Below are 22,121 nucleotides of genomic sequence, written 5' to 3'. Positions count from 1 at the left end.
GTTATTATTGAGTAACGAAGTGATAAATTGCAATGATAATGAATCCCAAAGGAATAAGTACAGAATACCAGTTCCCAAAAGCCTTGATAAATGGCGTATACTTAGGATGTCTCGCTCCTATAGATTGGAACGATGACTGGAACCCGTGTGCCAGGTGAAGTCCCAGAAGCACGAATGAAATAATATAAAGTATAACTCTCCAGATGCTTCCAAACTTATTATGCAGATCTCCCCAGAAACGGTTTTCTTCCACCGGAAGCCCTTCGATATATTTGTAATTCATCTCATGATACCAGAAATCATACATATGTAACGCCAGAAATGCCAAAATTACACCACCTGTGATCAACATATTTCTTGACATCCAGGAAGAGTTTGCTTCTCCTTTATTCATTGCATATTTGACTGGACGAGCTTTGTTATTTCTGATTTCCAATACAAATCCCATTACGAAATGGAAAATAACGGCGGCCATCAAAATAGGCTGCATCAAAAATTGGATCAAGGGATTGTATCCCATAAATTGAGAGGCGTTATTGTAAGCGGTCTGTCCGAAAACTGATAATAAATTAACGGAAAGATGCATTACCAAAAAAATCAGCAAAAACATTGCTGAAAGTGCCATAGCATATTTTCTCCCGATAGAAGACGTAATACCTGCCATAATTCTGTTGTTGTTTTGAATTTTCACAAATTTAGAAAATAGTTGACTCAAGTAATATTGAGAAATGTCAGAAATGCATAGTTTGTAATGTTTCTAAATAACTTTAATGGAATGTTAACAATATTTCTGATTTGGTGATTATTTTATGTCATATAAAAAAGAAAAATCCCGAAAAAATAATTCGGGATAGGCTTTTATAATTCTTTTCTCAACCTCGCAACCGGGATGTTGAGCTGTTCTCTGTATTTGGCAATCGTTCTCCTTGCGATATTGTAGCCTTTTTCTTTTAAAATTCCTACAAGAGCGTCGTCGGTATAAGGTTTTCTCTTATTTTCTTTATCAATGGCTTCCTGCAGGTGTTGTTTGATTTCTTTGGTGGAAACTTCTTCGCCATCATCATTGGTTAGTGAATCTGAGAACAAGTTTTTCAAATAGATAATTCCGTTCGGAGTGTCAGCATATTTGCTTTTCACCACTCTGGAAATTGTAGAGATATCAAATCCTGTAATGTCAGCAACATCTTTAAGGATCATTGGCCTGATGTTTTTCTCGTCTCCGGTAATGAAATAATCTTTCTGAAGTTTTACGATTGCCGTAATGGTTTGTAATAATGTATTCTGTCTTTGATTGATGGCATCGATGTACCATTTCGCTGCATCTAATTTTTGCTTGATGAAAAGCGCGGCTTGCTTATGCTCTGCAGATTTTTTGTCATGAGAATAAGTTGTAAGAATCTCTTTGTACTCGTCGGAGACACGAAGAGAAGGAGCGTTTTTATTGTTTAGCGTTGGAATTACCTGATTATCTTTTACTTGTATTACAAAGTCAGGAATGATCTCTTGATTGATAGTGATGGTTTGCGTGTCAAAATTTCCACCAACTTTTGGAGACAGTCTTGAGATCTCATCTAAAGCGCCTTTCAGATCTTCTTCATCGATATCATATTTCTGAAGGATTTTGTTGTAATGCTTGTTTGCAAGCGCGTCAAATTGATTTCTTAAGATATTTCCAGCCAAAATCACTGCAGAATCAGAGCTTACTTTTTTCTCGATTTGTAAAAGAAGGCATTCTCTCAGGTCTCTAGCTCCAACACCTGGCGGATCCAGTTTCTGGACATAATTTTCCAAAATATCGGTCACTTTCTCCTGTGTTGTATAAACACCCTGTGAAAAAGCAAGGTCGTCAACAATTGATTTGATCTCTCTTCTCAGATAGCCATCTGTGTCAAGATTCCCGATAAGGTATTCTGCGATTTTCAGATCATCTTCATCGATGCTTGAAAGACGGATCTGTTCCAAAAGATAATCGTAAAGTGTTTGCCCTTCTGTTAAAAGAGATTGGTTGTCAAATTCTTCATCGTCTGCGGAATAGTTGCTGGAAGCGGTTTTATAACTTGGCTCGTCATCGTAAAGATATTCATCCACATCGAAGTCCGTCTCGATGCTTTCACTGCCTTCGCTTTCATATTCTTCGTCAGCTTTTGGATATTCTTCTTCGGAACTTTCATCCGCTACTTTTTCTAAAGCCGGGTTTTCTTCCAATTCTCTTTCAAGCTCTTCTTCAAATTCTAAAGTGTGAAGCTGTATCAGCTTCATCAACTGAATTTGCTGAGGGGCTAATTTTTGTCCGAGTTTAAGTTGTAGATTTTGCTTTAGCATAATTTTGTTCTTTGTCAATTAAAGTCAACTTTACGAAGTTATAAAATTATTTTGTAAAAACAACAAGTTTAGCACGATTTTTGATATATGATTATTGACATAAAAAAACCTTCAGAATCTCTGAAGGTTTTTTACTTTTATTTTGAACTTAAAATTCAGCATTTTTAGGCGTCCTTGGGAAAGGAATCACGTCTCTTATGTTTGTCATTCCAGTTACGAAAAGCACCAGTCTTTCAAGGCCTAAACCAAATCCGGCATGTGGCACAGAACCGAATTTCCTGGTGTCTAGATACCACCAAAGTTCATGCTCGTCTACACCAAAGTCCTTCATTTTCTCAAGAAGAACATCGTGTCTTGATTCTCTTTCAGAACCACCGATGATTTCTCCGATTCCCGGAAAAAGAACATCCATTGCGGCAACTGTTTTTCCATCGTCATTCAGTTTCATATAGAACGCCTTGATCTCTTTCGGATAGTCAAAAAGAACAACTGGAGTTTCAAAATGTTTCTCCACCAAATATCTTTCGTGTTCAGACTGCAGGTCTGTTCCCCATTTTTCAACAGGATACTGGAATTTACCTTTTTTATTCTCCTTAGAATTCAGCAAAATTTCGATTGCTTCTGTGTAAGAAACTCTTTTGAAACGTTTTGCAACCACATTTTTAAGTTTCTCTATCAGGCCTTCTTTTGCTCTGTCTTTCTCGGGTTTCGATTTCTGCTCTTCTTCAAAACGTTTGTTAAGGAATTCCAGATCGTCTTTGCAATTATCCAAAACGTATTGGATCACATATTTCAGGAAGTCCTCAGCAAGGTCAATGTTATTTTCAAGATTGTTGAACGCCACTTCAGGTTCGATCATCCAGAACTCGGCCAAGTGACGCGTTGTGTTAGAATTTTCAGCACGGAAAGTCGGTCCGAACGTGTAAATTCTACCTAATCCCATCGCAGCGGTTTCACCTTCCAGCTGACCGGAAACCGTCAAGTTGGTTTTCTTTCCGAAGAAGTCCTGAGAAAAATCGATTTCCCCTCCTTCGGTTTTCGGTATGTTATTAAGGTCAAAATTCGTAACACCGAACATTTCGCCAGCGCCTTCTGCGTCAGCTCCGGTGATGATTGGCGTGTTGATGTAGAAAAATTGATTTTGATTAAAGAAAGAATGAATTGCAAAACTCACCGAGTGACGGATTCTGAAAACTGCACCAAAAACATTGGTTCTGAATCTCAAATGCGCTTGTTCACGCAATTTTTCCAAACTGTGCTTCTTTGGTTGGAGAATCGTCGATTGCAGATCCTCGAAGAAATTATCACCCAGAATCGTAATTTTTTTAGCAATGATTTCCACGGTTTGTCCAGCGCCTTGGCTTTCCACCACTTCACCTACAACTTTCAAAGACGAAGCCGTATTGATTTTCTTGATGGTTTCCTCATCAAAATTTTCAAAATCAACCACGATTTGCAAATTATTAATCGTAGAACCATCATTAAGCGCGATAAAGCGATTGGAACGGAAAGCCCGAACCCAACCCTGAACGGTAATGTCGTGATGTAATACTTTTTTGTAATCTGCCAATAGGTCTTTAATTGTCTGTCGTTTCATTTTAGTATAAACTTATAGGAAAGTTTCTGTTTTAAAATTAAGTGAGTGCAAATTTAGGAAAAAAAGACAACCTTATATGTATAAAAACTACCATATTGATATAGAATTAAATATAAATTTGTTTATCAAGTTTGGAAATCTGATATTTATGTTTAAATTAAAAAAATGAATACGCTTCGTAATGGTGAATTTTTCGGACAGACCAATGAGAAAATCAGTTTCGATGGATTGACCATTACGGATACGGAATACACGCATCTTTTTGTCGATTGGCATTATCACGAGAATCCATATTTCACATTCCTGCTTCAGGGAAATATGACGGAAGGGAACAAGAAAGAAATCTACGATTGTTCTGCCGGGACTTTACTTTATCACCATTGGGAGGACGCACACTACAACACAAAACCGGACATTTTCACCCGAGGTTTTCATCTTGAAATTTCGGAAGAATGGTTTGGGAAATTTCAGATTTCAAAGGATAGTGTTGAAGGAAGTTTCAATATCAAAAATCCTTCTCTCAAATTATTGATTTATCAGGTTTTCAAAGAATCGAAACTGAATGATAATTCTTTTGAAGTTAGCATTAATCAAATTTTACTAAATCTTTTCAGCCAATTATCCAATCAGAAAAGTTCTTCCGAAAAGAAGCCGATTTGGGTCAATCAGATTGATGAAATTCTTCACGAAAGCTTTACGGATAAATTGAATCTCACAGAACTGTCACAAATTTTGAATATTCATCCGATGCATCTGAGTCGTGATTTTCAGAAATATTTCCAATGCAACTTGGGAAATTATATCAGAAAATTAAAAATTGAAAAATCATTGATTCTTCTCAATCAAAATGATTCTTTGTCTGAAGTTGCTTTGGAATGTGGATTCGCGGATCAAAGTCATTTTATACGATGTTTCAAAGAAAATATTGGAATTACGCCGCTGAAATACAGAAATATTTTGAAATAGGCTCTGGATTTTTACCACAAAAAGACACAAAAGCTTCATATGGATTTTTAGTACAGAGGTCAAAAATTTTGATATTTCAAATATTAAAATAATTTGTGTTCTTTGTGAAAATATTTATGTCTAATAACTCAAATGTTAATTTCGTTCTATTTTTTCCAAAAGTCAAAGTCTAATTTTGTCAGATAAAATTTACAATGAAATCAACTTTTTTTATTCTTCTAATTTTCGTGTTCGGATTTTCTCAAAGTCAGACTAAAAATATCGTTGAGCCTGAAAAAACCGACAATCCTGTTCATAAAAAGCATTTAAACCAAATCCTGTTTTTAGATAAAGTTGTTCCGCTTGACAACCTCCAAGAATCTGATTTTCTTAAAACAATGACGTTTCAGGAAGATAAAGATTTTGATGCTCGAGTTTTTCTGGATAATTCTTTAGTCAATTATTTACACACACTTGATAATTCTTTATCGGTTGATGAATTGCTTAAAAAAGGAAATTATCAATTCAATTTTTATGTTGACGGGAAATTGATTTATACCGAAAATCTGAATTCCGGAGCTGGAAAAATGGAGGATAAAAAAATTAAAATCAATTTTAGAGTTCCGTTTCTGAACACCCAAAATGAAGATTCATGGGGAAGATATCTTTGGATGAGGTTTTTCTTTGCAAATGGCGGAATGGACGCTTTGGATGTCGGAAACCATACTTTGAAAATCGAGATCAAACCATATCTGAAAACTTCAACTCTGAAAGTTGGAAATGTGATTGCATCAGGCGAAATTCAATTAATTGTTCCGAAAAAAGATGTTTCTGAAGAACAAATTGCGGTTCAAAAAATCAAACAAAATAGTGGTTGGCAAGTTTCTAATGAAAAAATCGATCAAGAGAAAATCAGACTTCTCAATCAGAAAATTGCTGAAAATAGATTCAGAGAAATTACGGGAATTGTTATGATTAAAGATGAAAAATTATTGCTGGAAGAATATTTCAACGGTTACGGAAGAGACAGTTTGAATGATACGCGCTCCGTCGGGAAATCTTTTTCTTCAGCTTTGATGGGAATTGCAATCAAAGAAGGTTACATCAAAAATGAAAACCAGACTTTGAAAGATTTCTATGATTTGAAGCAATTCAAGAATTATTCTCCGAAAAAAGATAGTGTTACGCTTAAAAGCTTATTGACAATGAGTTCTGCTTTTGATGGCAATGATGCTGATTACGATTCTGCTGGAAATGAAGAAAATATGTATCCAACGGATAATTGGGTTAAGTTCACTCTGGATTTACCAATGACGGAAAATAAAATCGGGAAAAACTGGCATTATTTCACAGCGGGAGTTGTCGTAACAGGAGATATTCTTGACAAATCTGTTCCAAAAGGTTTAAAGGATTATGCGGATAAAAAGCTATTCCAGCCACTCGGCATCACGAATTACAAATGGCAATTCACGCCTCAGCAAAAACCTTCTTTAGCAGGTGGATTACGAATGCGTGCTTTGGATTTTGCCAAGTTCGGGCAGCTTTATAAAAATAACGGAACTTGGAACGGGAAAAGAATTTTAGAAAAGAATTGGATTCAGAAAACCTTTGCCAACTATTTTGCAGATAACAAAGAATCAGAAGGTTATGGTTATTTGTTCTGGAGAAAAGTTTACAAAGTCGGAAACAAAAGTTATGAATCTTATCAATCTAGTGGAAATGGTGGAAACAAAATTATCATTTTTAAAGAACTTCCAATTGTCATTGTCATTACTGCAAAAGCGTATAACAAACCTTACGCTCATTCGCAGGCTGATAAAATCGTTCAGGAATATCTATTGCCTTCTGTTTTGAATGAGTGATTTCTTACTCGTCCTTTTTCGAAGGAACCAGGAAAACGTCCATCAAGCCTTCCGGTAAAAACATTTGGATGAATTTTTCTTCACGGTTTACTTCCAGGATCCAGTCTCTGATAATCGGAATGATGATTTCTTTTCCGGCGAGGTTCAGAATGAAATAATTCTGAGCAGTCTGGTCATTAATGGAAACAATATTTCCACACGTTTTTCCATCAGCTTCACGGATTTCGAAGCCAATCACTTCGTGATAATAGAATTTTTTTCCGGTCAATGGAGGGAGCGTAGAAAGCGGGAGATAAACACCTTTTCCAATCGATTGATTGACAATAGCTTCAGAAGAATTTTTGAAAGATATAATTTTGGTGTCAGCTTTGGACCAGGATTGTTTTTCCACAAAAAAAGGAACCAGCAATCCGTTGACCTCAACAAAAATCGATTCCAGCTTGTTGTACATCTCTGGCTGATCTGTATCCAGCTTTAAGATAACATTGCCTTGTAATCCGTGTGTTCTGGTAATCGTTCCCAAAAAATAGCAATCTTCTTTTCTCATTATTTCCGATGATGAATTTTATTTAAACAACAAAGACACGAAAATCTCGTGTCTTTGTTTTGTATCTTTTTGTAAAGAATTAAGCCTGAGTTTCTTCAGTTCCTTCTGCTTCAGCAGTTGGCTCTTCAGTAGCAGCTTCTTCTGTTGCAACTTCTTCAGCAGGAGCGTTAGCAGCCTCTTCAGCAGCTTTTGCATCCGCTTCAGCTTTCGCAGCAGCATCAATTCTTGCTTGGTTTACTTTAGCTTCAGCTTCCAAAGCCGCTTTTTTAGCGTCAGATTTTGCTGTAGATAAACCTTCAACTTTTCCTTGTACTTTAGCATCTTTAGCCTCAACCCAAGCAGCGAATCTCTTCTCAGCTTCAGCCTCGTCAAAAGCACCTTTAGCAACACCACCTTGAAGGTGTTTTTTGTACAAAGCTCCTTTGTAAGAAAGGATAGCTCTTGCAGTATCAGTTGGCTGAGCACCATTGTTTAACCACTTTACAGCGGAATCAACGTTCAAGTCAATCGTTGCAGGGTTAGTAATTGGGTTGTAAGTTCCTAGTTTCTCGATGAATCTACCATCTCTTCTAGCTCTGGAATCTGCAACCACGATGTGGAAGAAAGGCTTACCTTTTGACCCGTGTCTTTGTAATCTGATTTTTACTGACATAAATTTAAAATTTGTGGGAACACGTCCCGGTTAAATGTTTGAGTTTGCAAAGATAGAAAATTATTTTAATGTAACAATTTGAAAATCTAATAATTTACCAATTTGAAAAATACATTGTTGCATTAGATTTTTTAGGAGCCGGGAACCTGCTTGGAGTTTATGCTGAGCAGAGTCGAAGTGTTGCAATCTTGTTTGCTACACGTTTTGTCAGGTTGAGGTTCTCGAAGCCCACACAAAAAAGGACTTCCACTGCAATCAGGGTTATGGGATTAGTCTGTAATAGAGAATTTGAAGACTAAAAAGACAAGGAACGCCGAAAAAGTCGTAGCAAGAAAAGTGGATATGAAAACAACTAAATTATCCCGTGTTTTGCCTGTGATTTTTCTAATAACTAAATAACAAATCACATAAGTTGGAATCAAAAAAAAGAAATGAAATGCGTGAAGAAAAGTTACAATTAACTGGAGAAATGAAATTCCCGCAAAAGTTCCTACAATTAAGCCAAAAAAACTTTTATATAGGGTCTGCTTGTCAATTTTTTCGTTATCATAATTACTTTTAAAAATAACATATTTTTCTAAAATAAAATTAAAGAGTTCTTCTTCATTTAGAATATCAGATGATATCATTGGCTGTATATCTTCAAAAAAAATCCCTTTGTCGACCAATTTGTTGATTTCATAAGCAATTCTTCCTTTTTCCTTGGTTACAAGTTTTTTATGATTTGCTTTTGCTATAATTTCATCAAGATTTCCTCTTTCAATTAGAACGCCTTCCAGCTCTTTACTGATTTTACCAGAGTTATCAATCCATTGGATGTAGGCATCCACTAATTCTTCTTCACTGAAATTTTTGTAAATATTCATGACATCATAATATAATTCTTACCTATTTTTTAATAGTATCCAAGAATTGTATTTATGGATGACCCCAGTATTGGGCTCCGTCCATTCCAATGTATACCAATATGATGCAGTTGGCAGAATTCTTCCGTTGTGTTTTCCATCCCAAATGTATTTTCCATCTTTTGCTGTAAATATTGTTTGCCCATAATGATTGGCGATTTTAAAAGTAGCATTGTTTTTTAAGCTTAGGCTTGAGTAGTCCAAGATATCATTTTTTCCATCACCATTTGGAGTTATAATATTTACAAGGTTGATATTAGAAAATTCTCTTACAGACGGGATGCATTTTTTTGCACTTCTTACAAAAACTTTCTGAATTCCTTTTGAGAGTTGATTGAAAATATTAGAAAATTGCCATGTTGTACCATCCAAAGAATATTCATAAGGGGCCGTTCCTCCTGTTGCAGTAACCGTAAGGGTGTTATTTTCTATTTCCAAAATTTTAATGATAACCTCATCTTCCGCGATGAGATTTACTTTTTGTCTAGTTGTACAACCATCATATGTAAGGTCTACCCAGTGTTCACCCACTCCTAATGGTCCCGAAGTAGAAAATCCCGAGCCAGAACTCCATAAATAGCCGTCAAAACCTGGTCCTGCTTCTAAAATGATTTTATTTTCCTTACAGATTATTTCGTCTTTTAAAAGATTGGAAATTTTTGGATTTTTAAAAATTAATTTTAATTCACCAATTGCCGGACAATCGATGTTGTTTTCGAAGCGTATAAAATAGTTTTTATCTGCTTTCAGATCTTGTATGGCGGGAATACTGTTTGCCGTTTTTTTTGCGTCATCCAATGTCTCATAAAAAGTAATGCTATTTGCTTTCGTAGTAAAAAGATTACTATAGTCACTTAGATCTACAGGTTCATTCCCGGAACGGTCGGAGTCACAAATTCCTACCGGGGTAACACCATTTAACACGATCTGTGGTGCGATTTTAAAATTAATTGTCCCAAAAGCAGATGGACAACCATTTTTACTTCTTACTTCTACAAGGACCGGGGTATTTTGAGTGAAAGTGAAATCATCGGGTAAAGCAGATGTAGTATTAGAAGTTAAATAATAATAAACTTCAAAATCATTAGGGTTATTGATGATAATTGGGGTAATGTCTGAAAATCTCAGACTAATCGAATTGTCAAGGTCGTTATCACAAAGATTGGCATTGTACAAACTGGTGTCAATATTTGGAACGGGATAAAATTTTAAATAGATTTCTGCCGAATTTTCACATCCATTATTGTTGATGACCCAGGCAAATACGGATCCTTCATTCGAAATGTGTCGCGCTGGATTCTGGATTTCTGTCCCGGGAATGTGGTCTTGGGCCGCTTCCAATGTTAGATAATATTTAATACTTGTTGTTGATTCGCTTGTAAGAATTGCAGAGTTAAGGTTAAAAGTTCCTTGTCCCAGACTGTTTCTACAAGCCTTTATTTCAGGATTTGAAAGGACTAGAGGTTTCCAATCAACTTTTATGGTTTCTACCCGGAAGCATTCTGTCACAGTACTTTGAATCCGGTAATAATAATCGTGGTTGAGTAATGTTACGGGTGAGGTGATTCTGTTTTCATCATATGTTGCATCTTCGTAAGAATTGTAATATGATATATCGAAATCGGGATTATTGTTCAGTATATTGGTTGTATACAAAGAAAAATCATAGAGTAAATTGGGGTTACACACCGCAATTGGAGTTATAACTCCGAAAGGGTTTGAAGCTGTTCCAAAGGGGTCTTCGAGCAATGCTGTTCCTGTCCAGTTCAAAGTAAAAGATCCATTTCCTATCGGTCTGTCAATTACTAAAAAATAAGATTCACCAGGCAGAACATCCAGAGATTTTATATAGCCATCTCCATATTTCCCAGGCCCTTCAGAGAAATCGCCTGCAGGCTCGGTGTCTCTCATCCCAGTATGGTTGTTAGCTAAAAAAGCGGCTTCAGGATTGGTTGTTGAGCAACGCACTGAGAAACCAATATTTCCACAAGAAACGTTTGGCCCAAAAATCCAAAAATCATAATCTACTTCTATAGCTGGACTTGTGGGGATCAGGTCAAAGCCCAATTTTCCGGCTGTCTTTACTGTAAATTTCAACCACAAGGAATTATGTTCCTCACTTTTGCAAACTCTTGTGCTGTCCAATTCCTGAATCCCGTAACCGGTCGGATTCAAGGTGATTGTTTGGTTGCCGCAAATCTGAATGTAGTTGACACAATCATTAGCTTCTTTGTTTTGAGAAAATAATAAGGTGAAAAGAAGAAAGAAAAATAGTGATGAAATTTTTTTCACAAGGTCGGTTTTAGTTTTTGCAAAGCTAAAAATAACCTTAATTCCCTACAAATTAATCTTTATTAATCGATATTTCCCAAATAGAACAATCCCAAACACTGCTGATTTTCCTCAATTTTCAAGGAATCTTCAAGATGATTAACCAATTTTGGAGAACTCCAATAACAGCCGATTCGGTTGGCGGTGCAAGTAAGATACATATTCTGAACGGCCATAGACGTTGCCGCAATCTCTTCCCAGTCCGGAACCAATCCGCTGAATTCAACCACAATCGAAATTACGATATTCGCTTTCGAAATTTTGAAACCAATATCGTCATATTTCTTTTGCAAAAACTGGAAGTCTGGCGTCACTTCTTTGTAAATGCTTTGAAGTTCCTGTCCCAGATTTTGTTTTTCCTCACTTTTGAAAACTTTGAAACGCCAAGGTTTTGTACGTTTGTGATTTGGGGCCAGAACAGCATTGCTGAGAATCTCGTCAATGATATGTTGTGGAATTTCTTTATCAGTATAATCTTTTGGGAAGATGCTTCTGCGTTCTTCTATAATATGTTTGAGAATTGTTGCGTTTTCCATAGTTCAAAGATACAAGAACAAAGGCGAAAGAACAAGGTAAAAAGAAACGAGAAAAGATCAAAGCGAGAAACTTCGGACATCCAGAATCCGACTCTAAAGAATCTCCACGATCTCCTGATGGATTTTATTAAGGACAAAATCATCGCCAACTTTCTTTCCCAGCATTATCTGGGCCATTGGACTTTCCGGAGAAATGGCATAGAAACGGTCACCTTGAAAGAAGAATTCTCCCAAAGAAACAGAAATATAAAAACGGGCTTTATTTGTAATGACAAGAGAGCCGAGCTTTATAGTATCAGAAACAGAGTTCAAAACTTTTCGCATTTGGGTCTGCATACTTTTCAGCGAAACCATTTGCCTGTCCAAATGATAAATTTCCTCCTGAATTTCCTCTCTGATAGAATCGTATTTAGATGTTTTTTTGATGTCTCGGCTGGCTTCCAAAGAGAAGTTGAGGTAAAACTCCAAAGTTTTAACTTTCCCCGAAATACTGTCGTTCACAAATTCCCGTAATTCACTTTTATTATAAATCGTCTTCTGCATAAATCCAATTTTAAATAAAGATAAAGAATTATTTTTTGAACAGATTACAAAACTCGATTTTATACTTATTTCAAAAGCTGACTTTCCATAACAATTTTCCTCACTTGTTCTTCGAAATAATAAGCAATATCAAAGTTTTCATTTGCTTGGTTTTCCATTACAATCACGCTGGTTTTTGTCTTTGGATAATACAAATTTACGGCTGTAAAACCTTCGCCTGGATGAAAACCTGTGTGTCCGATTTCATTGATTTTAGCTTTATCATTAATTCTCAAACCATAACCGTAACCAATCGGATTTTTACCAAATATTGGATGCGTCGCAGTTATAGAATAATTGGTCATCAATTGATACGTTTCAGGTTTCAATAATTTCCCGTTGTGCAAACATTCGTTCCATTTGGCTAAATCCGGAGCTGTGATAATCAAATGACTTCCAAAATAATTAGTAGGATTGAAATCTGATTTTTCATTCAATTTAAAAATTCCGTCTTCCTTGATAGTGTGACCTTTTGTTAAAAGTTGACTACTGGTTTCGGTAGGATAGAAGCTGTCATTCATTTTACATTTTTTGAATAAAGCAGTTACCAGTTCCTGGTAGCTTTTCCCGCTTTGCTTTTCCAAAACCAATCCTGCAACGTAATATCCAATATTAGAATAACTGAATTCCTTCCCTGTTTTAAATTTCAAATTTGGTTTCAAATCATCGCTGTAAAGTCCGGAAGTGTGATTCAACAAATGATGAACGGTTACTGTATCTGCCCAAGAATATTTGAGATCCGGAAGGTATTTTCGGATAGGCTGCTGCAAATCGATTGTCCCTTTTTCTACTTGTTGCAAGATCAATGTCGCAGTAATTTGCTTGGCAATAGACATTGTCGAAAACTTGTCATTGATTTTAAGTGGTGTTTTCTTGTTGAAATCAGCATAACCAAAAGCTCTTGCATATTTTTCCTTTCCATTTTGCTGAATGTAAACTACACCATTGAAACTTCTTGGACTTGTAGTTTTGATCAAGCTATCAATTTTTACCGAATAATCATCTTTTTGTTGGGCTGATGAATTACAAGAAGTAAATAACGTAATAAAAGCAACCGAAGCCACTTTGAAAAAATGTCTCATTTATTTTTTGAGTTTGGTTAAGTTTCTTAATTCAGTGAATGGATTTACTCCAAAAGGTCAGGGCGTCTTTCTTTCGTGATTCTCACGGCTTCATCGTGCAACCAATCCTCAATCGCTCCGAAGTTTCCGCTTAATAATATTTTGGGGACAGATAACCCTTTGTAAGTTTCTGGTCTTGTATAGATTGGTGGTGACAAAAGATTGTCCTGAAAACTATCGGTCAATGCACTTTGTTCATCGTTCAAAACGCCGGGCAACAATCTGATGACAGAATCTGCCAAAACACACGCTGCTAATTCTCCGCCGGTTAAAACATAATCACCGATTGAGATTTCTTTTGTGATATGCAGATCACGGACTCTTTGGTCAATACCTTTGTAATGTCCGCAAAGGAAAATCAGATTTTTTTTGATGGATAAAGTATTGGCGATTCTTTGATTCAGAGTTTCGCCGTCTGGTGTGAGATAGATGATCTCGTCATAATCTCTTTGTGATTTCAGTTCGGAAATACATTTGTCCAATGGTTCTACCATCATTATCATTCCGGCGCCTCCGCCATAAGGTTCGTCATCAATCTGACGGTGTTTGCCAATGCTCCAGTCACGGATATTGTGAAAATGAACTTCTACCAATCCTTTTTCCATCGCTCTTTTTAGGATTGAGGTTTTGAAAGGACTTTCCATAAGTTCCGGAAGTACGCTGATGATATCGATTCGCATATTTTTTATAAATGATAAGAGATAAATGATAAGCGATGAATTGTAATCATTTATCCATCAATAATCATTTATACTATTGTTCTGTCGGGTTTTTTTTGGACGGTGCAATAATCAGCCTTAATGAAGAGTCTTTGTTAATATAACTCCACATCCAGTTGAAGAAAATTGCGATTTTGTTTCTGACGCTCAGAATCAGCATCAAATGTAAGAACATCCAGAAATACCAAGCAAGAAATCCCTGAAATTTAAATTTCGGAAGGTCGACAACTGCTCTATGTTTCCCGATGGTTGCCATAGAACCGCGGTCAATATATTCGTATTCTTGCCAGTCTTTTTCAGAATCTTTTTTGAAATTCCTGGCCAGATTTTTTCCTTGATTGATAGCGACATTGGCTAATTGTGGATGCGCCTGAGGATATTTTGGCGTTTCCATATAAGCAATATCACCAATAGCAAAGATATTATCATAACCTTTCACTTTGTTGAATCGGTCAACCACATATCGGTTTCTTACAGTATTTTCTTTGTTGAAATCATCAATGATGTTTCCTGTAACACCGGCTGCCCAAATCACATTGTTTGTAGGGATAGAATTTCCGCTTTGCATAAAAATCGTTTCGCCGTCGTAATCCGTAACTCTTTCATTTTTCATAAAAGTCACGCCTAACTGAACGAGATATTTTTCTGCAGCTTCCTGGGATTCCTTACTCATTGTTTCCAATGGTGTCTCTCCTGCACTGATAAGAACGATGTTGAGGTCGGAGAAATTCATTCTGGGGTAATCTCTCGGAAGAATATTGGTTTTCATTTCGGAAAATGCACCTGCCAATTCAACTCCGGTTGGTCCGCTTCCTACGATTACGAGATTCCAGTTTCCATCGTCGCTGGCTTTTCTTTCGATGATCATTTTCTCAAAAGTCATCAAGACGTGATTACGGATCGTAATGGCTTCCTGAGTGTTTTTCATTCCAAGAGCCAGATTCTGCATCTTCTGATTTCCGAAGAAATTGGTTTTACAACCAGTTGCAATGACTAGTTTGTCATAAGTGAAAACACCATCTTCGCCAATGACCTTGTTCTCAGAAGGAACGATTTTTTTGACTTCCGTCATTCGAAATTGAATATTTTTCGATTTTTGGAAGATTTTTCTGAATGGGAAAGAAATATTGGAAGGTTCGATTCGTCCGGTCGCAACCTGATAAAACAATGGCTGGAACATATGATGATTCATCTTATCAATGACCATTACCTTGTATTTTCCTTGATTATTTAGATTTCTCGCAAGTTGTAAACCTGCAAATCCACCTCCGATGATGACGATCTTTTCCCTCATTGCGATTTTTTTATAAAATTAAGGTTTTTATTTTGCTTTGGACTAATCAAATATTATGCTTAAAATTTGTCAAAAGAATGATTTCTTTCATTTAAAATAAAAAAAGAACCCTGCCAAAAATAGATTTGACAGAGTCCTAAAAAACACAAATGATGAAAAAATTAATTTTTATAGAAACCGTTCGTTCCGATTCCGGATTTGAACGATTTGATTTGAGCTCCGGTTGACGCATTGTAAACGTAAGAAGTACTTTCTCCTGTGAAGCTTGCGTCTGATACAAATATTTTGCCATCAATGATATTAAAGCCATAAGAGCCGTAACCTGGAGCCGTGAACAAAGTTTTGATTTCAGAAGTTGGAGTCGCTGTCATTTTAGAATACACTTTGTTTCCACCATCAAGGAAATAGAAATAGCCAGAATCGATTCTTAGTTTCTGAGCATCGGCAATTCCCGTCAATGTAACTGTTGAGAAAGTTCCGTCTGAAGGATTGATTTTGTAGATGTAAGAGTCTGTTGCTGTTGAAGATAGTGCATAAGCTGAACCTTCGTAAGAAACTAGGTCTTTTATTTCTCCCGAATCTGGAAGTGTTATGGTTTTGTCAATATTATTAGTAGATGGTTTTACGATGGTAATAGTGTGTCCCGTAATATCCATTGTTCCCGTTGATGCATTATATAATGAGCCATCTGTCTGTACCAAAATATTACCACCTGCTTCAACTACTTTTTCCGCATAACGGTCAAAGTTGATGCTTTTGATAAAAGTGTTGTCAGCATTATTATAGATGTTAAGTTTATAAGTGCCAAAGAAATTGTTGTTGGTGACGTAATATTGGCTGTCTGTGAAAGCAATATATCTTGGGCTAACAAGATTAGAAGTTACCGTTGCATTTTTCTGAAAATTAAAACGATTGGCGATTACAATTTTGTTACTATTATTAAGTACTAAAAAAGCATTGGTCCCTTTGAAACCGATAGTTTGAAGAACGTCACCAAGGTCTTCGTTATTAACAGTTTTATAGATTCCTGATTGGCTTGTGCTCAAATCGGAAGACAAAAAATCTACTGTCGCATCCGGTTTGTTAAAAGAACCTTCGTTAGCTATAAGAATCCCGCTATAAGAGATTTCCTGATTGTTAAAGTCGAAATCGTCATCGTTACAAGCTGCGAATGTCAGAAGAACAGATGCGAAAAGTCCGGTTAGTAATTTGTTGATTTTCATATGTAAATTTATTTATTGTTTTAAAAATTTAATTTCAGGTTGACTGCATAATTTCTTTGAGGCATAAAGTAATAATCAACTGTTTGATAGATCTGATTGGTCATATTATTGACTTTGAAACCAAGCTGAAACTTCGAAGATAACTTAGCTGTTATTCCCGAATTCAGGATCATATAATCTTTCAGAGACTTCTTCTCATTTTCATCAACATAAGTTTTTCCGTTGTACATTGTTTGAATGAAAAACCCAATAAAAGAATATTGATAATTAATATTAATATTAGCTCTGTGAAGCGGAACGTACATCATTTGTTTTTTGATTTCCAGATCAATGGATTGCGAATAAGTATAAGACAAATTGCTGAAAATGTGATGCTTTCCAAAGCTTTTATCAAATGACAAATTCGTTTCCAATCCATAAGAATCTACTTTCTTAATGTTTTTCGGAGACCAAATCGTAGGAGTTACCTGATTCCAAACAATCTCATCAACAATGTGCATATAATAAGGTGTAATTCCCAATTTGAAATCCCTATAACTGAAGTTGTGCGACATCTCTATTTGATTAGAAGTTTCTGGTTTCAATGCTGGATCTCCACCAGGTTGCCAATACAGATCATTGAAAGTCGGCGCTCGGAAGTTTCTCGAAATATTCAAAGTTGCCTGATACCAATTGTCGACCGAATATTTTCCGCTTGCCGAGAACAAAAATGGACTTTTATAATCTTCTACAATTTCCTGTTTTGCACCCAATTCCCAATAGAATTTTTCAGATTGAGAATTTCTGTAAAGCAAAGAAAAACTTCCCAAATTTCTTTTTGGAGTTTTGATTCCCGAGCCAAAACCTTCCGCTTCATTATACTGATATTCTGTCACGAGATTGAAAGACGAATTTTTCGAAACTAATAAATCAAAATCATTCTTGATAATATATTGCTTTCCAATTCCGCCGCTGGTTTTAGTTTTATTAATATCTCCAAAATATTGAAAATTGTCTTCCAGATAAGCGAGTTTGAAATTGTTTCTAGATTTCCCGGAATGTAATTTCCAGCCAGCCAAACTTCGGAAAGTCTGAACCTGATATTTGGTTCTGGTTTGGCTTTCCTCAAAAATCGGATAATGTTGGCCGCTGTCATAGAGTTGACTTTGCCAATAGAATTCGTTATTCGGATTGATTTTGTAAGCTACGCCGAGATTGAAACTCGTATTCTGATATTCTCCGTTTCGGTTGACAAATTTCCTTTGAGGAACTTCATAATCATTCTCACTTCTGGAATGATTGATATTAAGATTAAAACTGAAATTCTCATTACTGAATTTCGCCTGAGCTACGGAATTACTCGTTCCAAAAGAGCCGTATTCCGAAAACAAAGTCCCTTTGAAACCTCTGTTAAAATCAATAATATTATTAAGATGAATAGAACCGCCGATTGCGCCGCTTCCATAGATCACACTTCCGCCTCCGAATTTGATTCCGACATTTTCGTAGCTCAATGGATTCATATTATTGATGTCACCTTGACCTAGAAAGATAGAATTGATGTTGATCCCGTTCCATACAAAAGCGGTTTGAGAAGCAGTTGTTCCCCGAAAACTTGGCGAAGAAGTTGCGCCACGTCCATTTTCTTTGATGTAAATATTGGATTGAAATCTCAATAGATCTGATAAAGAGGTTGAATTCTCAAGAATTCTATCGGAATCGAGGTTGGTGGTCTTCGCGGTTTTAGAAACTTTACCGAACTGATTATCAATAAATACGGTGTCAATCAAAGATTCCTGAGCGGAAACCTGACCTATCAATCCAATAAAAAAAAATGCAAAAGTACGTTTCATCATAACTTGCCTTTCCTCCGAAAGCATTTTAATAAATTTTCATTGGCAGGTCTCCTGACTTTCGCTGATTTTGCGCCTTCTCACACGCCTATGGCGGGCAATGACATTTTGATGAATAAAGAATTATTAAAAACTAATTATTCTTAGCAAAATCATTTTAAAATTTAATTATTAAATTTTCATTATTAATTAAACCAGTTGCGATTTACAGTTGCGGGGACAGTTGAAGAATTACACTTCATTCCCATTTTAATCCGAAAAACTCGGAACCAAATTTTTGCAAATATAATGAAGTTCAGACGAAAATATTAATTATTCTTAAAACTGAAGCTCTCCAATTTCTGGTTTGCCGATATTTTTGTAGAAATTTTCCAATGGTTTTGGAAATGATTTTTCATCAGCTTGTTTTTCATCGACAATCAGAAAATTATTATTGGAAGCAAATGTTTCAAATTTCTTTTTCGAATCCAATTCAACTGTGCGGATCTCTATTGAGAGATTTTTATGTGTCAATTTGTGATTCACAATTTTTGAATTAATGATAAACTCTTCCCATTCAGTAGGGACAGAGGTTGGAAATTCGTACAACTTTTTCCAGATAAAATCATTGCCCCTTTGCTTAATTAAGAATTGGTTTTTATGTTTAACGAAGAAGTATCTCAAACTTAGATCAGAGACTTTTGCTTTCTTTGTTTTTATAGGGAATTCAGAAACTCTTCCGGTCTGGTAGGCTATGCAATCATCATTCACGGGACATTCTCCGCAAAGTGGATTTTTTGGTTTGCAGATCTCCGAACCGATATCCATTATTGCCTGATTGAATTCTCCGGATTTATCATCAGGCATGATCAATAAAGCTAGATCAGAAAAATACCGGAAAGCTTTAGAACTTGAAATATCAAAATCATCAGCAAATATTCTTGAAAGAACTCTATAGAAGTTCCCGTCAACAGCCGGAATTTTCTCCTCAAAACAAATGCTCGCAATTGCCGCAGCGGTATATTTTCCGACGCCTTTTAGTTTTAAAATATCACTATAATGATTAGGAAATTCTTCACCGAAATCTTCTACGATCTGATGAGACGCCTTGTGAAGATTGATCGCTCGGGAATAGTAGCCCAACCCTTTCCAATATAATAATACATCATCCTCCGAAGCATTGTGAAGTTCTTTTACGGTAGGAAATCTTTCTATGAATCTGAGATAATGACCCAGTCCTTGTTTTACCTGGGTTTGCTGCAGGACAATCTCACTGATCCATATATTATAAGGAAGCTGGTTTTCTCTCCAGGGAAGTTGTCTGGCATTGGTATCATACCACTTTGTAAGCTTTTTTCCAATGTGAAGAAAATCAGCATTTTGTTTGTTTGTTTTCAAAAATATGTCTTATATTTGCACACCAAAAATATAAAGAATTTTAGAAAATGACAAAGGCAGAATTGGTAAATACCATCTCGAACAAGCTGGGAGTAGAAAAGAATGATACACAGAAAGTTATCGAAGCTTTTATGCAGGAAATCAGAACATCTATGTATAACGGAGATAACGTTTACTTAAGAGGTTTCGGTTCTTTTATCATCAAAACAAGAGCAGCTAAAACAGGAAGAAACATTTCTAAGAATACAGCGATAGAAATTCCTGCTCACAATATTCCTGCTTTCAAACCTTCAAAAACTTTTGTGGAAAAAGTAAAGACCAAAGTTGCAGTAAAATAATTAATCGAGTATTAACAGTATAAAAAAATATAAATTATGCCAAGCGGAAAAAAGAGAAAAAGACACAAGGTTGCAACTCACAAAAGAAAGAAAAGAAGAAGAGCAAACAGACACAAAAAGAAAAAATAATTTAGCCTTTTTGAGTCTTAAACATATTAAATATAGTTGGCACTTTGCCAGCTATATTTTTGTTTTATATTTACAACCTAATTTTAATAAAACCTTTTTATGAAGTTATGAAAAAAGAACTGATTATTTCCAATGAGGGAGATGCTTCAAAAATTGCTTTATTGGAAGATGGCCGCCTTTTTGAACTTCACGAACAAGAAACAAAAACCGATTTCGTAGTCGGGGACCTTTTTTTAGGTAAAATCAAAAAACTTGCACCCAATCTCAACGCAGCATTTGTAAACATCGGAACAGACAAAGATGCGTTTCTCCATTATCAGGATCTGGGTCCGCAATTCCTTTCTTACCAGAAATTTCTCAAGAATACAATTTCAAAAAAACAACAATCTCCGAGTCTCAAAAATTTTGAAACGGCAAAAGATATCGATAAACTGGGAACTGTTGACAAGGTGCTTTCTGCCGGAGATCTGGTATTATTGCAGATTACAAAAGAACCAATTTCTACAAAAGGACCGAGGATCTCTACACAGATCTCTCTTACAGGTCGTTTTCTGGTCCTGATCCCTTTTGATAACAAGATCTCTGTATCCAAAAAAGTAAGTAACCCGGAAGAAAAAACCAGACTGAAGACTTTGATAGAAAGTATTCGTCCGGAAGGTTTCGGTGTAATTATCAGGACAGTGGCGGAAGGCAAGAAAGTAGCTGAGCTTCATAATGATATGAATCAGCTGGTGAAAAAGTGGGAATCTACGTTTAAAAATATTCAGAAAAATAAAGTTCCGAGTAAGATCTTGAGCGAGGAAGATAAAGCGTCTTCGATTTTAAGAGATAACTTCAACCAAGATTTCGTGAGTATCATTTGTGATGACGAAAAGATGGTTGAGGATATGAAGGCTTATATCGAAGTTATTGCTCCGGAACGCAAAAATATTGTTCAGTTCTACGATTCGCATATTCCACTTTTGGAGTATTATAATGTCGAAAAACAACTGAAACAGAGTTTTGGCAAGCACGTGAATATCCCGGCTTCCAAAGGTGCTTATCTGGTTATTGAACATACAGAGGCACTTCACGTCGTAGATGTGAATTCTGGGAATAATATTTCATCCGCCAATACGAACAAGACACATGCACTGAATGTCAACAAAATGGCAGCAACGGAAATTGCAAGACAGTTGCGTCTTCGAGATATGGGCGGAATCATCGTTGTCGATTTTATCGATATGACCGACCCCGAACACAGAAAGGAATTATACGAACATTTTCGTGAAGAAATGAAGCGTGACAAAGCAAGACATAAAATCTTGCCACCTTCAAAATTTGGTTTGATCCAGATGACAAGACAGCGTGTGCGGGCTGAAAAGCACATCGAAACGTCTGAAGAAAATCCGAACAAAGACGGCGAGATCATCGCTCCGATCGTGATTGTCGAAAAAATGGAAGATTCTATCAGAACCATTATGCAGACAGAAAAAGGCAAGCTTTTCCTCCATGTGCATCCATTTGTGGAAGCCTACCTTACCAAAGGATTGACAAGTATCCAAAACAAATGGTTTTTGAAATACAAAAAATGGGTAACCATCATTCCGAGAGATTCCTTCAAAATGCTGGAATTTCATCTCTACAATGCCCAGAAGAAGGAATTGATGAGTTTCTCCAATTAAAAAATCAAGGCAAATCTTTAAGATTTGCCTTTTACTTTTTCTTTATCACTGCAATTTTAGAGACTGCCTTAGTAATTTTATCCGTGAAGTTAATATAGTCTTTGATTTTCTTTCCCCCATTCGAAATCCTGTGAAAAAAACAATG

The 22,121-nt window shown here is 36.0% G+C and carries 19 protein-coding genes and 1 riboswitch; of the genes, 4 read left to right on the top strand and 15 right to left on the bottom strand.

The window, feature by feature from the left end:
- Positions 1-4: 4 nt before the first annotated feature.
- The 3 genes from K319_RS0110395 to asnS all read right to left on the bottom strand — a co-directional run bounded on the left by K319_RS0110395 (position 5) and on the right by asnS (position 3,919).
- A complete protein-coding gene (locus K319_RS0110395; RefSeq protein WP_027383609.1) occupies positions 5-664 on the bottom strand; it encodes a succinate dehydrogenase cytochrome b subunit in 660 nt (219 codons plus the stop codon).
- A 194-nt stretch (positions 665-858) separates the two neighbouring features.
- Positions 859-2,322 (bottom strand): RNA polymerase factor sigma-54, encoded by a 1,464-nt coding sequence (gene rpoN, locus K319_RS0110390; protein ID WP_027383608.1) that lies wholly within the window; start codon positions 2,320-2,322, stop codon positions 859-861.
- Positions 2,323-2,470: 148 nt separating this feature from the next.
- Positions 2,471-3,919, bottom strand: coding sequence for an asparagine--tRNA ligase (gene asnS / locus K319_RS0110385; RefSeq protein WP_027383607.1), 1,449 nt, complete (start codon positions 3,917-3,919; stop codon positions 2,471-2,473).
- 165 nt (positions 3,920-4,084) lie between these two features.
- Here asnS and K319_RS0110380 point away from each other — a divergent pair, with 165 nt between their 5' ends.
- Together K319_RS0110380 and K319_RS0110375 are read left to right on the top strand one after the other, a co-directional pair.
- Positions 4,085-4,885, top strand: coding sequence for an AraC family transcriptional regulator (locus K319_RS0110380; protein WP_027383606.1), 801 nt, complete (start codon positions 4,085-4,087; stop codon positions 4,883-4,885).
- A gap of 194 nt (positions 4,886-5,079) precedes the next feature.
- Entirely contained in the window at positions 5,080-6,726 is a 1,647-nt protein-coding gene (locus K319_RS0110375) for a serine hydrolase domain-containing protein (protein WP_027383605.1), read from the top strand.
- A 4-nt stretch (positions 6,727-6,730) separates the two neighbouring features.
- Here K319_RS0110375 and rimM read toward each other — a convergent pair whose 3' ends face one another.
- The 12 genes from rimM to mutY all read right to left on the bottom strand — a co-directional run bounded on the left by rimM (position 6,731) and on the right by mutY (position 19,845).
- A complete protein-coding gene (gene rimM / locus K319_RS0110370) occupies positions 6,731-7,273 on the bottom strand; it encodes a ribosome maturation factor RimM (protein ID WP_027383604.1) in 543 nt (180 codons plus the stop codon).
- A 79-nt stretch (positions 7,274-7,352) separates the two neighbouring features.
- On the bottom strand, positions 7,353-7,925 hold the full coding sequence (locus K319_RS0110365) for a 30S ribosomal protein S16 (RefSeq protein WP_027383603.1): 573 nt from the start codon (positions 7,923-7,925) through the stop codon (positions 7,353-7,355).
- 269 nt (positions 7,926-8,194) lie between these two features.
- A complete protein-coding gene (locus tag K319_RS0110360) occupies positions 8,195-8,791 on the bottom strand; it encodes a hypothetical protein (RefSeq protein ID WP_027383602.1) in 597 nt (198 codons plus the stop codon).
- A gap of 18 nt (positions 8,792-8,809) precedes the next feature.
- Positions 8,810-11,122 (bottom strand): T9SS type B sorting domain-containing protein, encoded by a 2,313-nt coding sequence (locus K319_RS0110355; protein ID WP_027383601.1) that lies wholly within the window; start codon positions 11,120-11,122, stop codon positions 8,810-8,812.
- 62 nt (positions 11,123-11,184) lie between these two features.
- On the bottom strand, positions 11,185-11,697 hold the full coding sequence (locus K319_RS0110350) for a nitroreductase family protein (RefSeq protein ID WP_027383600.1): 513 nt from the start codon (positions 11,695-11,697) through the stop codon (positions 11,185-11,187).
- Between the two features lie 93 nt (positions 11,698-11,790).
- The gene (locus K319_RS0110345) at positions 11,791-12,240 is read right to left on the bottom strand and encodes a GreA/GreB family elongation factor (protein ID WP_027383599.1); all 450 of its coding nucleotides are present in this window, start codon (positions 12,238-12,240) and stop codon (positions 11,791-11,793) included.
- A gap of 65 nt (positions 12,241-12,305) precedes the next feature.
- Positions 12,306-13,361, bottom strand: coding sequence for a serine hydrolase domain-containing protein (locus tag K319_RS0110340; protein ID WP_027383598.1), 1,056 nt, complete (start codon positions 13,359-13,361; stop codon positions 12,306-12,308).
- 44 nt (positions 13,362-13,405) lie between these two features.
- Entirely contained in the window at positions 13,406-14,080 is a 675-nt protein-coding gene (gene trmD / locus K319_RS0110335; RefSeq protein ID WP_027383597.1) for a tRNA (guanosine(37)-N1)-methyltransferase TrmD, read from the bottom strand.
- A gap of 73 nt (positions 14,081-14,153) precedes the next feature.
- Positions 14,154-15,413, bottom strand: a complete 1,260-nt coding sequence (locus K319_RS0110330; RefSeq protein ID WP_027383596.1) for an NAD(P)/FAD-dependent oxidoreductase — start codon at positions 15,411-15,413, stop codon at positions 14,154-14,156.
- Between the two features lie 161 nt (positions 15,414-15,574).
- Positions 15,575-16,636, bottom strand: coding sequence for a DUF5074 domain-containing protein (locus tag K319_RS0110325; protein ID WP_034671672.1), 1,062 nt, complete (start codon positions 16,634-16,636; stop codon positions 15,575-15,577).
- Between the two features lie 20 nt (positions 16,637-16,656).
- Positions 16,657-18,471, bottom strand: a complete 1,815-nt coding sequence (locus K319_RS0110320) for a TonB-dependent receptor plug domain-containing protein (protein ID WP_034671692.1) — start codon at positions 18,469-18,471, stop codon at positions 16,657-16,659.
- Between the two features lie 39 nt (positions 18,472-18,510).
- Positions 18,511-18,741: riboswitch (cobalamin riboswitch) on the bottom strand.
- A gap of 45 nt (positions 18,742-18,786) precedes the next feature.
- Entirely contained in the window at positions 18,787-19,845 is a 1,059-nt protein-coding gene (gene mutY, locus K319_RS20180; RefSeq protein ID WP_051230604.1) for an A/G-specific adenine glycosylase, read from the bottom strand.
- 47 nt (positions 19,846-19,892) lie between these two features.
- Here mutY and K319_RS0110310 point away from each other — a divergent pair, with 47 nt between their 5' ends.
- Positions 19,893-20,183 (top strand): HU family DNA-binding protein, encoded by a 291-nt coding sequence (locus K319_RS0110310; protein ID WP_027383593.1) that lies wholly within the window; start codon positions 19,893-19,895, stop codon positions 20,181-20,183.
- 236 nt (positions 20,184-20,419) lie between these two features.
- The gene (locus K319_RS0110300; protein ID WP_027383592.1) at positions 20,420-21,976 is read left to right on the top strand and encodes an Rne/Rng family ribonuclease; all 1,557 of its coding nucleotides are present in this window, start codon (positions 20,420-20,422) and stop codon (positions 21,974-21,976) included.
- Positions 21,977-22,121: the final 145 nt, after the last annotated feature.

The sequence above is a fragment of the Epilithonimonas caeni DSM 17710 genome, assembly GCF_000426465.1.
Classification (GTDB): domain Bacteria; phylum Bacteroidota; class Bacteroidia; order Flavobacteriales; family Weeksellaceae; genus Epilithonimonas; species Epilithonimonas caeni.
Note: the sequence above shows the minus strand (reverse complement) of the source record. Positions and strands in the feature narration are given on the sequence as shown.

What these genes read in the sequence shown, in the direction of transcription:
- K319_RS0110395 (WP_027383609.1), bottom strand. Translation starts at nt 664, where the DNA reads ATGGCAGGTATTACGTCTTCTATCGGGAGAAAATATGCTATGGCACTT.
- rpoN (WP_027383608.1), bottom strand. Translation starts at nt 2,322, where the DNA reads ATGCTAAAGCAAAATCTACAACTTAAACTCGGACAAAAATTAGCCCCT.
- asnS (WP_027383607.1), bottom strand. Translation starts at nt 3,919, where the DNA reads ATGAAACGACAGACAATTAAAGACCTATTGGCAGATTACAAAAAAGTA.
- K319_RS0110380 (WP_027383606.1), top strand. Translation starts at nt 4,085, where the DNA reads ATGAATACGCTTCGTAATGGTGAATTTTTCGGACAGACCAATGAGAAA.
- K319_RS0110375 (WP_027383605.1), top strand. Translation starts at nt 5,080, where the DNA reads ATGAAATCAACTTTTTTTATTCTTCTAATTTTCGTGTTCGGATTTTCT.
- rimM (WP_027383604.1), bottom strand. Translation starts at nt 7,273, where the DNA reads ATGAGAAAAGAAGATTGCTATTTTTTGGGAACGATTACCAGAACACAC.
- K319_RS0110365 (WP_027383603.1), bottom strand. Translation starts at nt 7,925, where the DNA reads ATGTCAGTAAAAATCAGATTACAAAGACACGGGTCAAAAGGTAAGCCT.
- K319_RS0110360 (WP_027383602.1), bottom strand. Translation starts at nt 8,791, where the DNA reads ATGAATATTTACAAAAATTTCAGTGAAGAAGAATTAGTGGATGCCTAC.
- K319_RS0110350 (WP_027383600.1), bottom strand. Translation starts at nt 11,697, where the DNA reads ATGGAAAACGCAACAATTCTCAAACATATTATAGAAGAACGCAGAAGC.
- K319_RS0110345 (WP_027383599.1), bottom strand. Translation starts at nt 12,240, where the DNA reads ATGCAGAAGACGATTTATAATAAAAGTGAATTACGGGAATTTGTGAAC.
- K319_RS0110340 (WP_027383598.1), bottom strand. Translation starts at nt 13,361, where the DNA reads ATGAGACATTTTTTCAAAGTGGCTTCGGTTGCTTTTATTACGTTATTT.
- trmD (WP_027383597.1), bottom strand. Translation starts at nt 14,080, where the DNA reads ATGCGAATCGATATCATCAGCGTACTTCCGGAACTTATGGAAAGTCCT.
- K319_RS0110330 (WP_027383596.1), bottom strand. Translation starts at nt 15,413, where the DNA reads ATGAGGGAAAAGATCGTCATCATCGGAGGTGGATTTGCAGGTTTACAA.
- K319_RS0110325 (WP_034671672.1), bottom strand. Translation starts at nt 16,636, where the DNA reads ATGAAAATCAACAAATTACTAACCGGACTTTTCGCATCTGTTCTTCTG.
- K319_RS0110320 (WP_034671692.1), bottom strand. Translation starts at nt 18,471, where the DNA reads ATGATGAAACGTACTTTTGCATTTTTTTTTATTGGATTGATAGGTCAG.
- K319_RS0110310 (WP_027383593.1), top strand. Translation starts at nt 19,893, where the DNA reads ATGACAAAGGCAGAATTGGTAAATACCATCTCGAACAAGCTGGGAGTA.
- K319_RS0110300 (WP_027383592.1), top strand. Translation starts at nt 20,420, where the DNA reads ATGAAAAAAGAACTGATTATTTCCAATGAGGGAGATGCTTCAAAAATT.